The sequence below is a fragment of the Mesorhizobium sp. B2-3-14 genome (genome assembly GCF_006442175.1).
In the GTDB taxonomy this organism is placed as follows: Bacteria; Pseudomonadota; Alphaproteobacteria; order Rhizobiales; family Rhizobiaceae; genus Mesorhizobium; species Mesorhizobium australicum.
In genome coordinates, this window is the sequence record NZ_VFVP01000006.1 from 268,728 (window position 1) to 282,756 (window position 14,029).

Here is a 14,029-nt window from a genome sequence, read left to right on the forward strand (position 1 = left end):
CGCGATCGCCGGCGACAGGGAGATTTGAGCGATGTCTTTTCTGAAGCGTCTTTTCGGCGGTGGCGGCGAAGCGGCCGAGCCCGGCAGTGCCGCACCGGCCAAGCAGGTCGAGCACAAGGGCTTCACGATCAGCGCCACGCCCTACAAGGCTGATGGCCAGTACCAGACCTGCGGCGTCGTCTCCAAGGAAGTCGACGGCGTGGTGAAGGAGCACAAATTCATCCGCGCCGACCGTTTCGCCGGGCTGGACGACGCCGTCGACATCTCGATCAAGAAAGGCATCCAGCTCGTCGACGAACAGGGCGAGCGGATTTTCGGCTAGGGCATGCCGTTCCCGAAGCGAGCCTGGGGTGCGCGTAAGAGGACCGAACCCTCGAGCACCGCGGTCGAAGCGCTCGAGGTCCTACGTCAGCCGGTTTGCATCCAGACGGGTATTATCCACGCTTGTGGATGACGCCGTAAAGCACGTTGCGGTTCTCGCCGAAGTAGACCTGCGCGTCGACTGCGTTGCGGTCGACGCTGGCGTTGATGATGTTCCACATGTCGACCTCCGACCGCAGCAGCAGCACCCAGTCCATGAACGTTTCCCGGTAGCCGGCGTCAGGAGTGCCCTCGGCGTAGTTGGCGAACAGGAAGGTCCCGTTCGGCTTCAGCATCTGCAGGCAGGTCTTGGTGAGTTTCACGGCGACATTGTGCTGGAGGTAGTCGTAAAGGCCGGAGGCATAGATGAGGTCGAACTTGCCGAGCTTGTGGCTTCTGGTGAGCACAGTGCGCACCGAGCCGTCGATGGCCTCGACCGCGGTGCCCTGGAAGTCGCGCGCGATCAGTCCGACGCTCTGGGGATCCTGGTCGAGCGCGACCCAGCGCTTGAGGCCGCCCTCGGCCAATGCGGCCGAACGGTTCGCCTCGCGCAGATGGCCGGCAGCGATCGCCAGGACTTCCGTTTCGGGCCCGTTCCTGGCCGCGGTTTCATCGACATAGCGGGTCAGCAGATCGCGGCGCTCGCGTGCGGCGACGCATGACGGAACGTTCTGGGTGTGGCTGTAAAGCGCCTTGCCGACCTCCGAGGCGCTTGCGACGCTCTCGGCAACATGCGGGTCGCAATAGATGTAGTCGAGCAACTGCGCGTCGCCGGAATAACCCCTGGGCTTGGTGAAGGACCAATGTGTCAGCGGATCCTCCAGAAAGTACCTCTGGATCGGGTGGTTCTGCGCCACCGGTATCAAGGCCTGCCAAACGTCGGGATGGACCTTGGCGCGCAGCGCGTTGAGAAGCGACAGCAGGCGGCGGACGATCTCGGCGGGAAATTTTTGCTGCTCGACCTGTTGCTGTGTGGCGTGGAGGATGAGCGCCAGCTCCGCGCGAGCGGTTTCGAACGCTTCGCCATGATGCTCGGGCTTTCCTCGACGGAGACCACCGGCGATTGCTTCAGCAGTAATCAGACTCTGGCCGTCAAAGACAGTTTGCACACCAAGGCTCCATAGTTAACAGTCAGTTAACTTATTGCGTAGAATACTCGATTTGCCAACGGCGGCTCCGTTGCATTCTATCGATATGATTAATTTCCCGCTAACCATATCAATTCTTTGGGGTTTTTGAGGGCGGGATTCCGGGTTCGAGTTAACGGAAACTTGTCCTGCGTCATTGCATTTGATCGCGCGGCAAGTTGTGTCGCGCCAAGGAGTCGGTCTGCGTTGGGGGCAGAAGCTGGAAAAGAGTTCGGAACGCGAAATGTCCTTCAGTCGGGATTTGTCGTGAACGAACGCGCGTCATCCGCAGTGGCCGATGCGGTGGATGCGGAACCGCCGCGCCAGGAGCTGGGGGCGGCCGAACTTCGAACCCTTTACCGCACGGAAGCCCAGGCGAAGCGAAGGAAGGAAGCCAGGCCAGGCCTCTGGATCGCCGTCGTCATCTACGTCTTGTTTTCGGTATCGGATCTGCTGCTGATACCCGACGTGGCCGCCCTTACAATCACGGCCCGCTTCGCTGTCGGACTGACTGCACTGTTGGTCCTGGAAGCACAGCTTCGCAGGGGAGCCGCCACCGACTGGCTTGACGTAACCTGCGCCGCGGCCATCATCTTTGGCTATATCGGCTGGCTTTGCCCCGCGTCCATGGGCGCGAACAAGGAAAGCGTCGCCTATTATATGGTCTTTGGCACCATTTTCATGATGAGTGCCAATCTCTTCTTCACATTCCGCTTCAAGGTCTCGATCATAACGTCGACGATAATTTTGTGCATCTTGTATGTGGTGAACTACTTTTTACCCGCTACGCTGATATACAAGATGGTCTTCGGCACCTTCTACGTTTCGTGCTTCACATTCACGTCCTATGTGAACTGGAAGCTGAACGAAGAACGCTACAACGTCTTCCTGAACGCGCTGGAAGCCAAGATCCAGCACAAGGAGGCGACCGAGCGCGGCAAGGCCCTGCTCAGGCTGTCGCGGACGGATCCGTTGACAGGGCTGGAGAACCGGCGCGCGATCGACGAAAAACTGCGCGACTATTGGAACGACTGGCAAAAGCTTGGCCACGGTTTCGCGGCGATCCTCATCGATGTCGACTTCTTCAAGAAGTTCAACGATTGCTATGGCCATCAGGAAGGCGACCGTTGCCTGATCCAGGTCGCCGATGCGCTCAGCGACCTGATCAAGCAACATGATGGCTCCATCGGCCGTTATGGCGGCGAGGAATTCATCGTCCTGGCCCGCATGGACAAGAAGGGCGAGGTCGCGGATCTGGCGGAAGCCATTTGCCGCACGATCGAGAACCTGGCGATCGCGCATGAGTTGCGCCGGGATGGCATCTCGATCGTGACGGCGAGCGTGGGCGCGGCGTTCACCAGGAAGCAGACCGCCGCCAAGCTGGAGAAGATCATCCACGAGGCCGATCGAGCGCTCTATCTTGCAAAAGCCAGCGGCCGAAACTGTGCCCGGCTGTTCGATCCGACCGATCCCCAGAGCAGCGACGAGAGCGAGAACCTGGCGGCCTTGCTGAAGATCGCCATTGGCCAGGACCTCGTTTCGCTCGTCTACCAACCCATCCAGGACGTCGCGTCGGGCGGGTTCGAGGCCGTGGAGGCGCTGATGCGCCTCAAGATGCTCGACGGCACCCTGGTTCCGCCGAGCCTGTTCATTCCCGTCGCGGAACGAACCGGCGCCATCCTCGAGCTCGGGCGCTGGGCAATAAGGACGGTGTGCGCCGAACTCCTGGCGCAGGATCACGTGCGCGTCGTCAGCGTCAACGTCTCGCCGATCCAGCTCAAGACGCCCGGCTTCGCGACGTCGGTCGCGACCATTCTGGGCGAGACCGGCGTGACCGGAAACAGGCTGGCCTTCGAGATCACCGAGGGGCTGGAGATGGAGATGCATTCCGACATCCTGCGCTGCATCAGCGACCTGAAGCTGCTCGGGATCAGGATCTGGCTCGATGATTTCGGGACGGGCTTCGCCGGCCTTTCATGGCTTCGTCTCATCGACTTCGATACGGTCAAGATCGACCGCTCGTTTCTTCACGACTGCGGCACCCCTAAGGGCATGGCAATGCTGCAGGACATCATCGCGCTGGTCAGAAATCGCGGCCACAAGATTCTGGTCGAAGGGGTGGAGACCGAAGAGCAGATGGTCCTCATGCGCCAATTCGGCATAGACAAGGTCCAGGGCTTTCACGTCGGCCGTCCCGCTCCGGCCGCGAATTTCCAGACCAAGCGGGCCATTCAAAAGCGGCCGTTCACGGTTCTCAAGTCGGCGTGACCGCGAGATAGGCGTGGCTTGACCGGCCATCGCCCGTCAAGCCCGTCTGCCCTCTGGCGACGATTGCAGCGCGGAGAAGCCTATGCCGTCTGCAACGCCCTGCGTGGCAGCGGCGGGAAGGCGATCGCTATGCCCGCGGCACCCAGGCCGATAAGCGCCGAGCCGATGAACAGCCAATGGTAGCTGGCATAGGCGTCGAAGATCATGCCGCCGGCAAGCGGCCCCAGCGCCATGCCGAGGCTGGAGAGCATGGTGGCGGCGCCGAATACGGTGCCGAGGATGCGCTGGCCGAAATATTCGCGCGCCAGCACCGCGTAGAGCGGCATGACGCCGCCATAGGTGGCGCCAAAGATGACGGCCAGCATATAGAACTGGTCGAGCTGGCTGATCGAGAGATAGGCGGCAATGACGATCGCCTGGATCGCCAGCCCGGCGATAAGCACCGGCTTCACCCCGAGCCGGTCGGCCAGCACGCCGTAGAGCAGCCTGCCGCCGAGGCCTGCCAGACCCTCGACACTGTAGATCGAGACAGCGGCCATCGGGGCGACGCCGCACAGCATGGCGTAGCTGACCATGTGGAAGATCGGGCCGGAATGAGCCGCGCAGCAGGCGAAGAAGGTCAGCCCCAGCACGATGAATTGCGGCGAGCGCAGCGCCTGGCCGACCGTGAGGCCGGCGCCTTCGGCGGCTCCTGATGCGGCGGCACCCGAGGCGACAGGCTTCGGCGGCTGGCGCACCAGAAGCACGGCGGGCAGCAGAAGCACCCAGGCCAGAATGCCGATGTCGAACATGGCGCTACGCCATTCGTAGGCGGAGATCAGCCAGCGGGCGAGCGGCGAGATCGTCATCGGCGCCACGCCCATGCCGGCCGAGACCAGCGATACGGCCAGTCCGCGATTGGTGTCGAACCAGCCTGACGTCAGCGCGATCATCGGCGCGAAGAAGGCGCTGGCCGCGAGCCCGACGAGCACGCCATAGGTGATCTGGAAGGTGAGAAGCGAACCGGCGCGGCTTGCCAGCACCAATGCCAGCCCGAGCAGCACGGCGCCGATCGTGACGACGATACGGGCGCCGAACCGGTCGGACAGGGCACCCCAGGCGAAACCGCCAAGGCCCATCACCAGGAAATTGAGTGTCATGGCGCTCGAAATGCCCGCGCGCGACCAATTGGTATCGAGCGCCATGGGTTCGAGAAAGATCGCCAGCGAAAACATCGTGCCGATGGCGACACAGGACATCAGCGCGCCAGCCGCGACGATGACCCAACGGTAGGAATGGTTCATGGTTTTCTCCCATGCCGGAACGCGGTCTTGTGGTGGCACGGTCCAGCTTCGCCGTGCCCTTGCGTCCGAAGGACGCCGGCACCAGCGCCCATCCTACAATCCGGTTGCATTTTTTATCCAGTCTGGACGTTAGGGCTTTGACGGATACAGACCCTTGGATTTGCGCTGGCTTGTCCTAGATCGGCAGTTCCGATGTGTATTTGATCGTCTGGCTCGGTACGTCGGTCTTGACGTTCTGCACGCCCTTGATGCGGCTGAGATGCTCCGACTGGAAGCGCCGGTAGTCATCGATGCCGGCGGCCACGACACGCACCATGGCGTCGCAGTCGCCGAGCATGAGATAGCACTCCATCACTTGCGGCAGCTTGGCGACCTCGGTGGCGAAATGTTCGATCGTGTCCTCGTCCTGTGCCTTCAGCCAGATGCGGGTGAAGAAGGTGAGGCCCTTGCCGATGCTGGCCGGATTGATCACGGCGACATAGCGGTCGATGATACCGGCTTCCTCCAGGAGCTTGACGCGCCGCAGGCAAGGCGAGGGCGACAGGCCGACCTCATTGGCCAGATCATTGTTGGCCATGCGGCCGTCTCGCTGCAACGCCCGCAGGATGCGTTTGTCGATGTCGTCGAGCTTCATGGCGTTGAATTCCATTTTCCTGCGGCTTCGCAACAGTGAATGCCAAAATCTGACGAAAGACAACAATCTTCGCAACCAAATTGCGGAGAGCTGTAGGTATGTTTTGCCCCTGACATCACGGGATTTTCAAACGCAGGGCAGGGCGGCTGTGGGGCCGCCCAATGGCAGGGTATGAGCATTTCACAGGCAGTCGAGACGGTCGGCAATGGTTCGGGATCGGAGTTTCGCCGTGGCGTGGCATCCTGCGCGCCGGTGCTGCTCGGCACCATCCCCTATGCGCTGGTGCTTGGCGCCCAGGCCGTGCAGAAAGGGCTGAGCACGGTCGAGTTGTCCATGATGACGGGGCTGAACTTCGCCGGCGGCTCGGAATTCGCGGCGGTCCAGCTGTGGACGTCGCCGCCGCACATCCTGCTCATCGTCGCCATCACCTTCCTGGTCAACAGCCGCCATCTGTTGATGGGAGCGGCGCTCGCGCCGTTCCTGCGCGACCTGCCGCGGCGCAAGGTGTTTCCGGCGCTGTTCTTCCTATGCGACGAAAGCTGGGCGCTGGGCCTGGCCGACGCCAAACAGCGCGCCGCCGCCGGTGTCGCACCGGCCTTCAGCCCGCGCTATTACATGGGTGCCGCGCTGGCGATGTATCTGACCTGGGTAGCCTTCACCACGCTGGGCGCCTTGCTCGGCCCGATGCTGGGCCATGTCGAGATCTACGGTTTCGACATGGCGTTTCCGGCCGTCTTCCTGGTGCTGATGCGCGGCATGTGGAAGGGCGTCGCGGCGGCGCGGCCCTGGCTTGTCAGCCTGGCCGTCGCGGCGCTGGTCTACCTCTTCGTTCCCGGCGCCTGGTATGTCGCGGCCGGCGCGGTGTCGGGGCTGGCCGCGGCCTGGCTGATGGCGGGTGATGCATGATCGACGCAGCGACCCTTCTCACCATCGTGCTGATGGCCGGCGTCACCTATCTGACGCGGATCGGCGGCTATGTCGTGCTGCGCAACCGCGTGCTCAGTCCCCGCGCCACGGCAGTGATGGAGGCAGCACCCGGCTGCGTGCTGATCTCTGTCATCGCGCCGGCCTTCGTGTCGCGCAATCCCGCCGATCTCGCGGCATTGGCCATCACCTTGGTCGCCGCGACACGGCTTTCCATGCTGCCAACCGTGCTGATCGGGGTCGCTTCGGCCAGCCTGTTGAGGCATCTGATCGGCTAGAACGAAAAAAGCAGGCGCGAACGCCTGCCTTTGACAAACCATGGACCGAGAGTCTTACGCTGCAGCCGCGACATCACGGCTGGCGGCAACCAATGCATCGACCGTGGCCGTAGCCTTGGCGAGCGCGGCATCCACCGCGTCAGGTCCCTTGGAGACGCCCTCGATGCGGATGACGTCGACATCGGTCATGCCGATAAAACCGAGCACGCTGCGCAGGTAGGGGACGGCGTGATCGAACTGCACGGCCGCACCTTCGGAATAGATGCCGCCGGAGGCCAGCACGATGTAGACCTTCTTGCCGGTGACGAGACCCTTGGGGCCGTTCTCGCCATAGGCAAAGCTCTTGCCGGAGCGGGCGACGTGATCGACCCAGGACTTCAACGTCGAGGAGATGTTGAAGTTGATGAAGCCGGTGGCCAGGATCACCGTGTCGGCGGCGAACAGCTCGTCAAGCACGACATCGGAAACGCCGACCACTTCGGCCTGGCGCGGGGTGCGGGCATCGGCCGGCGTGTAGATGCCGGTCGCATAGTCGGCATCGATATGCGGCAGCGGGTTGGCGACGAGGTCGCGCACGACCAGCGTGTTCGACGGGTCAGCGGCGAGAAGCTTCTGGGCGAACTCGGTGGCGATGCGGGTCGAGTGCGAGGCAGCGCCGCGCGGGCTTGAGGTGACGAGAAGAATGGACATAGCGGGTCTCTCCAGTGGGATGAATTGTCCCGCCATATATGGGGCATCGACCAATCAGATAAACTGGTATATTTTCGATACGATCCATCCATAAAGTAGATACAACGATGCAGCCCAACCCGACCCTCGACCAGCTCCAAATCCTTGTCGCCGTTGCCGATACCGGCAGTTTCTCGGCAGCCGGCCGCAAGCTCAACCGCGCGCAATCCGTCATCAGCTACGGTATCGCCAATCTCGAGGCGCAGCTCGGGCTGAAGCTTTTCGAGCGCGAGGGCACGCGCGAGCCGCAACTGACCGAGATCGGCCGGGCGATGCTGGAAGACGCGCGGCGCATGATTGGCGTGCTGCAGCGCATGCGCTCGCGCGTCGACGGGCACCGTCACGGGCTGGAGGCCGAGGTGGCGCTGGCGGTGGACGTATCATTGCCTTCCCCCGTGCTGGTGCGGGTGCTCAAGGCATTCGAGGCGCGGTTTCCGACCGTGATGCTGCGCCTGTATATCGGCACGCTCGGTCTCATCCCCGATCTTGTCGTCAGCGGACAGGCCGATCTCGGCATTGGCGGCCTGCTAGGCGATGTCGACGTGCATCTCGTGCGCATCGGCTTCATGTCGCTGGTGCCGGCGGCAGCGCCCAATCATCCGCTGGCCCTGCTGCCGAAGCCGGTGGCGCTCGAGGATGTGCGCGAGCATACGCAGCTTGTCGTGATCGACCAGTCCGAGCGCACCAAGGGACGCGATTACGGCGTCTTCGCTTACCGCACGTGGCGACTGACCGACATGCGCACCAAGCACATACTGATGCGCGAGGGGCTCGGCTGGGGCGGGCTGCCGCGCTGGCTGATCGCCGACGACCTGGCCAGCGGCCGCCTGGTGGAACTCGACCTCGAACCCTACAAGGAAGTGAGTTCGCCCCTGTTTGCCATGCACCGCAACGATCGCAGTCCAAAGCCGGCGGCGGCCTGGTTGATCGACCGGTTCAAGCGCGGGCTCGGCTGCTTCAACGAGTTCGAGCCGGGCGAGGTGCCCGAAGAGGAGCCGGACACCGACGGTGATGCGAACGCCGGCGGCTGAATCCTGGAACTCAGCCGAAAATCATTCGATCTGCGTCACCCCGGAAACCACGAGCTGCGCCGTATGGGCGGTCAATTTTCCGCATTTGCGCAGTGTCGGTTTTTCATAGGTCCTTTTCATGTGTCCATCCCAAATGTGAGCCCGCAAGGTGGGTGAGCCAGCCACAACGGGATTGGACGGTTTCGGTTGCCTCGCCATTGCATTCTCCGCTGCGTACAAGGACACGATCACCTGCCTTTCGGAGACTGTTGGGGAACTCCATGCTTCACAGCCGGTCGCGATAATGTCCTTCCACTTTGCGGTCGTCGCGAAACCAATGTGTCGACCTCCATCTTCTGGTCGCCTCCCATCGCTAAGCCCTGCCGGACCAACGGCACGCGCCTCACTCGGACTTTCCCAGACCTTTCAGGATAAAGCGAATCTGCTCGCGCAGGCCAGCTTCGTCATCTTCGCCGTGTCGAAGGCGGTGCTCGATCAGAATCGGGTGGAAAAACGGGGTGAAGGCGGTCTTGACCGCGCGCGCTGCTTCCACTGGATCTTCGACCTTGAATTCCCGTGTTTGGATGCCCTCGCGGATAATCGCTTCGAGGATCGTTACCACCCGCTCGGTATGCGCCTGGATGATCGCGCAGTTGTTTTGCATGGCGGCGACAATCATCTCGTGCATGCGCCTTTCCTTGACCAGTGTGGTCTTGCTGTGGTGGTGCATCGCGGTCAGGAGTTGGTCGAGTTTCTCCGGGGCCGGCGCGCTCGTGCATGCGATCGCAGAGGCGATCCCGGCGACCTCGTTGACGACCCGTCCACAGACGGACTCGATGATCGCACCCTTGGAGGGAAAGAAACGATAGACGTTTGCCGTGCTCATGCCGAGTTCGGAGGCGATATCAGCCACCGATGTCTTATGGGTGCCGAGGCGGCGAAACTGCTCGTCCGCCACAGCCAGGATGCGCGCGCGCATCTCGTCGGGATCAGTTCGTGTTCGAACTGGACGGTTCATGCATGTCTCCAGAATTGATGAAGCGAACCGGCCGGACTCGCGTGGACGATCGTCTGTAAGCGGCAAGTTCGTGCCGTTGGCCCTGTGTCCAGGCAGAGCCAACGGGCAAGAATTCGAACCGTCTCCTGCGACAACGGAGCCCTACTCGGCCGCCATTGCTGCCGGCACTTCCGGTTCCTCCGTTGAATTCTCCTGGACCTCATCCGTGGCCGGCTTGATCCGGAACCACGCGACGTAGAGTGCAGGGAGGAACAGCAGGATCAGCACCGTGCCGGCAGCCGTGCCGCCGATCAGCGTGAACGCCATCGATCCCCAGAAGACGGAGTGCGTGAGGGGGATGAAAGCCAGAACGGCGGCAAGTGCGGTCAGGATCACCGGCCTTGTGCGTTGCACCGTGGCCTCGATGACCGCCTGATAGTCGTCAAGACCGGCGGCACGGTTCTCCTTGATCTGTTCGGTCAGGATCAGCGTATTGCGCATCAGGATACCTGCCAGGCCTATCAGGCCCAGGATGGCGTTGAATCCGAAAGGCTGGTTGAAGGCCAGCAACATCGGTACGACGCCAACGAGACCGAGAGGTGCCGTCAGCATGACCATCGCCATCGTCGAGAAGGATCGCACCTGCAGTATGATGACGATCAGCATGGCGGCGAGCATGGCCGGAAAGACCTTGCCCAGCGCTGTGTTGGCCTTGGTTGCCTCCTCGATCGATCCACCCATTTCGATGCGATAGCCGGCAGGCAGGGATTGAATCAGCGGCTGAAGGGCCGTCATGATCTGCTTGGAAACCTCTGGAGGCTGGGTCGCCTCATTGATGTCCGAGCGGATCGTGATGACGGGTGTGCGATCGCGGCGTTTCAGGATCGGTTCTTCCAGACGAACTTCGGAGTGACCGATCTGGTCGAGTGGAATCTGGCGGCCCTCCCGGCTCATCAGCGAGAAATCCGCCAGACGCGATGGATCCAGTCGCTCGCCGCCGGCGCTGCGGGCCACGATGGGGACGTTGCGGATGTCCTCGCGGACCTGCGTGACCGGGATGCCGGTGAGGAGGAACTGGAGCTGCTGGGCCACTTCCGCCGGCGACAGGCCGATAAGGTTCAATCGGTCCTGATCCGGGATGAAGCGCAGTACCGGCGTGCGATTGCCCCAGTCGCGATTGGCCTGCCGCACGTCCGGTACGCCGCGCATGATGTCGAGCGCTTTTTCGGAGATGGTGTACAATTGCCGCGGGTCTGGCCCCATGACCCGGAACTCGACCGGGAACGGCGTGTAAGGTCCGAACACGAGTTGCGTAACGCGGATGTTCGCTTCGGGGGCAAGCCCTGTCGCAACCGCTTCACGGAGCCTGTGCTTCAAGGCCTCGCGCGCGTCCGCGTCCGGGGTCAGGACGACGATCTTGGCGAAGGCGGGATCAGGCAATTCGGGCGCCATGGCGAAGAAGAAGCGGGGAGCGCCCTGACCGACATAGCTCGTGACGATCTTGGCCTCGGGCTGGCCGCCAAGCCAGTGTTCCAGTTTCTCGACCGTGGCGGTCGTCGTCTCGATGCTGGTGCCCTCCGGCAGGCGAACCTCGACCAGCACTTCGGGACGGTCGGATGTCGGGAAGAACTGCTGCTTGAGACCGCTCATGCCGACAACCGAAAGCGCGAAGACGATGCCGACGGCAGCGCAGGTCACGAACTTGTGGCGCACGGCAAAGGTGATGAGCCGGCGGAGGCGCCGATAGTTCGGTGTGTCGTATATGGCGTGAACGCCGCCTTCGACCGGTTTGATCGCGGGCAGCATCTTGACGCCCATATAAGGGGTGAAGAAAACCGCGACGACCCAGGAGACGATGAGGGCGAACCCCACGACCCAGAAGATGTTGCCGGCGTATTCGCCGGCCGTCGAGCGCGCGAAGCCCACCGGCAGGAACCCGGCGATCGTCACCAGCGTGCCCGACAGCATCGGCGCCGCGGTGTGGCTCCATGCATAGGCCGCCGCCTTGATGCGATCCATGCCCTCTTCCATTTTCACCACCATCACCTCGATGGCGATGATGGCGTCGTCGACGAGGAGGCCCAGCGCCAGGATGAGGGCACCAAGCGTGATGCGGTCGAAGAACCGGCCGGTTTCCAGCATGATGAGAAAGACGACGGCGAGCGTCAGCGGGACGGCGGCCGCCACGACGATGCCGACGCGCCAGCCGAGGCTGAGCAGGCTCACCAGCAGCACCACGCCAAGCGCCATCGCGAATTTGATCATGAACTCGTTGACCGACGAGCCGATGTTGACGGCCTGATCGCTCACTTTGGCCAGCGTCATTCCGAGAGGCAGCGTCTGTGCGATCGCTGCTGACCTCTCCTCCAGTGCCTTGCCGAGTTCAAGACCATTCCAGCCCTCCTGCATCACCGCCGCGAGCATGATGGTCGGCTCACCCTGGTGACGGATGACATAGGTGGCAGGATCCTCGTAGCCGCGCCGGACCACGGCGATGTCGGAGAGCTTCAACGTCCGTCCCGCGGCGACGATCGGCGTGTCGGCGATCGTCTGGACACTGTCATAGGCGCCGTCGACCCGGATAAAGACCTGCGGCCCCTCTGTGTCGATCGAGCCCGCCGGTGTGACGGTGTTCTGCCGCTGCAGGGCAGCGACGATATCCTGCGCCGACACGCCGAGGGTTGCCAGCTTGGCATAGGAAAACTCGACGAATATCTGTTCGGGACGTTCGCCGAGGATGTTGATCTTCTTGACGCCGGGCACATGCAGAAGGTCCTGGCGAATGGTCTCGGCCTGCCTGGCGAGTTCCCGCATGGGCAAGCCCTTCGCCTTAAGGGCGTAAAGAGCGAAACTCACATCGGAATATTCGTCGTTGACGAAGGGGCCGAGCACGCCGGGCGGCAGGTTGCGGGCTTCATCCCCGAGCTTCTTGCGGGCCTGGTAAAATTCCTCCTGCACGCTGGATGGCGGTGTGCTGTCCTTCAGCGTGACCGTCAAATAGGCATAGCCTGGCCGTGTCGTCGTCTCCACACGGTCGTACCAGGTCAACTCCTGAAGTCGCTTCTCCAACGGTTCGGCGACGAGGTCCTGCATCTCGCGCGCCGTCGCGCCCGGCCATACGGTCGTGACCGTCAGGGTCTTGATGGTGAAGTTGGGATCCTCCGCACGTCCAAGCATGAGGAAAGCGTAGGCGCCGGCGGCGACGAGCAGAATGATGAAGAAAAGGGTAACGGCTCGCTCGCGAACGGCGATCGCGGAAAAATTGAGGCTCATCAGTTGCTCCTGTTTTCAGAGGCAGTCCTGACGCGAGCGCCTTCCTGCAGGAGATGAGCACCGAGCGAAACGATCGAATCGCCCGAGCTCAGCCCGGAGATCACGGCGGTTTCGCTGGTTACACGAACAAGCTTGACGGGCCGAAAGTGTACGGTCGAGGTTGCGCCGTCCAAACTCCAAACGCCGGTCTTCTGACCATCGTCCAGCACGGCTCCGAGCGGCACCTGGACTTCCGTTTGACTTGCCTGGCTTGCAAGCCGGATGGTTACCGTCGCGCCAAGCGGTGCTGCCGCGGCCTCACCATCGAGCACATAACGGGCCTCATAGGTACGAGTCTGGGGATCGGCAGCGTCCGACAACTGCCGGAGATGCGCCGTAAAATGCCGCCCATCGCCCCCATACAAGCCCGCCTCGGCTACCGAGCCGATCGCCGGCCGGATCGTTTCGGGAAGCGTGACCACCGCCTCACGGGGGCCGGCGTTCGCGATCCGAACCACGGTCTGTCCCGCGGCGACAACCTGTCCTGGCTCGCCAAGCGTTTCGACGACGGTTCCGTCGGCGTTCGCGTCCAGGACGGAATAGGCCGCCTCGTTTTCCGCGACCTTCGCTTCCGCTTCGGTGGCGGCAAGCTGTGCAGTCGCGGTATCGAGTGCTGCCTTCGCCTGCTCGTAACGCTGCGGGGTTGCGGCCAACTCCTTCTTGACCAGAACCGCATAGCGTTTCTCGTCCGCACTGGTCTGAACCAGGACAGCGCGCGCAGCCGCGACAGCGTTGCGCTTGGCGGTGAGGGCAAGGGCAAGATCGGTATCATCGATCCGCAGCAGCGGTTGGCCCGCCTTGACCTGTTCGCCGACATTTACAAGGCGCTCGATGATCTTGCCGGGTACGCGAAACCCAAGATTGCTCTGCACCCTCGCGGCAATTGTACCCGTGAAGCCGCGTTCGGATCCTGTCACCGCCACTGCCGTCACCAGTCTGACGATCGGTGCTTCCTGCCTCGGGTCAGCCACGACGGCGGCTGCCTGTGTGCGAATGGGAAGTGTGACGAATGCAGCCACCCCAAACCCCGCGACCAGAACGCTCCCCAGCCCAATAATGAGTTTCTTTTTCATGCCCATCGCCTTCTGTGAAAATAGATTGCATTCG

At 62.5% G+C, this 14,029-nt stretch carries 12 protein-coding genes; 5 read left to right on the forward strand and 7 right to left on the reverse strand.

The window, feature by feature from the left end; translation table 11 throughout:
- Positions 1-31 precede the first annotated feature (31 nt).
- Complete coding sequence (locus FJ950_RS18225) at positions 32-322, forward strand: HlyU family transcriptional regulator (RefSeq protein ID WP_140617800.1); 291 nt, start codon at positions 32-34, stop codon at positions 320-322.
- 112 nt (positions 323-434) lie between these two features.
- Here the strand turns inward: FJ950_RS18225 and FJ950_RS18230 are convergent, their stop codons facing one another.
- Positions 435-1,469 (reverse strand): class I SAM-dependent methyltransferase, encoded by a 1,035-nt coding sequence (locus FJ950_RS18230; RefSeq protein ID WP_140617801.1) that lies wholly within the window; start codon positions 1,467-1,469, stop codon positions 435-437.
- Between the two features lie 285 nt (positions 1,470-1,754).
- On the opposite strand from FJ950_RS18230, the gene FJ950_RS18235 reads away from it, so the two are divergent.
- Positions 1,755-3,755, forward strand: a complete 2,001-nt coding sequence (locus FJ950_RS18235; protein WP_051041256.1) for an EAL domain-containing protein — start codon at positions 1,755-1,757, stop codon at positions 3,753-3,755.
- An 80-nt stretch (positions 3,756-3,835) separates the two neighbouring features.
- On the opposite strand, the gene FJ950_RS18240 is transcribed toward FJ950_RS18235, so the two are convergent.
- The gene (locus FJ950_RS18240) at positions 3,836-5,038 is read right to left on the reverse strand and encodes an MFS transporter (protein WP_140617802.1); all 1,203 of its coding nucleotides are present in this window, start codon (positions 5,036-5,038) and stop codon (positions 3,836-3,838) included.
- Between the two features lie 175 nt (positions 5,039-5,213).
- Positions 5,214-5,672 (reverse strand): Lrp/AsnC family transcriptional regulator, encoded by a 459-nt coding sequence (locus FJ950_RS18245; protein ID WP_015316228.1) that lies wholly within the window; start codon positions 5,670-5,672, stop codon positions 5,214-5,216.
- 171 nt (positions 5,673-5,843) lie between these two features.
- On the opposite strand from FJ950_RS18245, the gene FJ950_RS18250 reads away from it, so the two are divergent.
- A complete protein-coding gene (locus FJ950_RS18250; protein ID WP_140617803.1) occupies positions 5,844-6,578 on the forward strand; it encodes an AzlC family ABC transporter permease in 735 nt (244 codons plus the stop codon).
- Complete coding sequence (locus FJ950_RS18255) at positions 6,575-6,874, forward strand: AzlD family protein (RefSeq protein WP_015316230.1); 300 nt, start codon at positions 6,575-6,577, stop codon at positions 6,872-6,874. The genes FJ950_RS18250 and FJ950_RS18255 overlap by 4 nt, the downstream gene beginning before the upstream one ends.
- A 54-nt stretch (positions 6,875-6,928) precedes the next feature.
- Here FJ950_RS18255 and FJ950_RS18260 read toward each other — a convergent pair whose 3' ends face one another.
- Positions 6,929-7,564, reverse strand: coding sequence for an FMN-dependent NADH-azoreductase (locus FJ950_RS18260; RefSeq protein WP_015316231.1), 636 nt, complete (start codon positions 7,562-7,564; stop codon positions 6,929-6,931).
- Positions 7,565-7,671: 107 nt separating this feature from the next.
- Between FJ950_RS18260 and FJ950_RS18265 the strand changes: the two genes are divergently transcribed.
- Positions 7,672-8,634, forward strand: coding sequence for a LysR family transcriptional regulator (locus tag FJ950_RS18265; protein ID WP_140617804.1), 963 nt, complete (start codon positions 7,672-7,674; stop codon positions 8,632-8,634).
- A 382-nt stretch (positions 8,635-9,016) separates the two neighbouring features.
- Here the strand turns inward: FJ950_RS18265 and FJ950_RS18270 are convergent, their stop codons facing one another.
- The 3 genes from FJ950_RS18270 to FJ950_RS18280 all read right to left on the reverse strand — a co-directional run bounded on the left by FJ950_RS18270 (position 9,017) and on the right by FJ950_RS18280 (position 13,995).
- Entirely contained in the window at positions 9,017-9,631 is a 615-nt protein-coding gene (locus FJ950_RS18270) for a TetR/AcrR family transcriptional regulator (RefSeq protein WP_140617805.1), read from the reverse strand.
- Positions 9,632-9,772: 141 nt separating this feature from the next.
- Positions 9,773-12,883 (reverse strand): efflux RND transporter permease subunit, encoded by a 3,111-nt coding sequence (locus tag FJ950_RS18275; RefSeq protein WP_140617806.1) that lies wholly within the window; start codon positions 12,881-12,883, stop codon positions 9,773-9,775.
- Entirely contained in the window at positions 12,883-13,995 is a 1,113-nt protein-coding gene (locus FJ950_RS18280; protein ID WP_140617807.1) for an efflux RND transporter periplasmic adaptor subunit, read from the reverse strand. Before FJ950_RS18280 ends, FJ950_RS18275 begins: the two co-directional genes overlap by 1 nt.
- Positions 13,996-14,029: the final 34 nt, after the last annotated feature.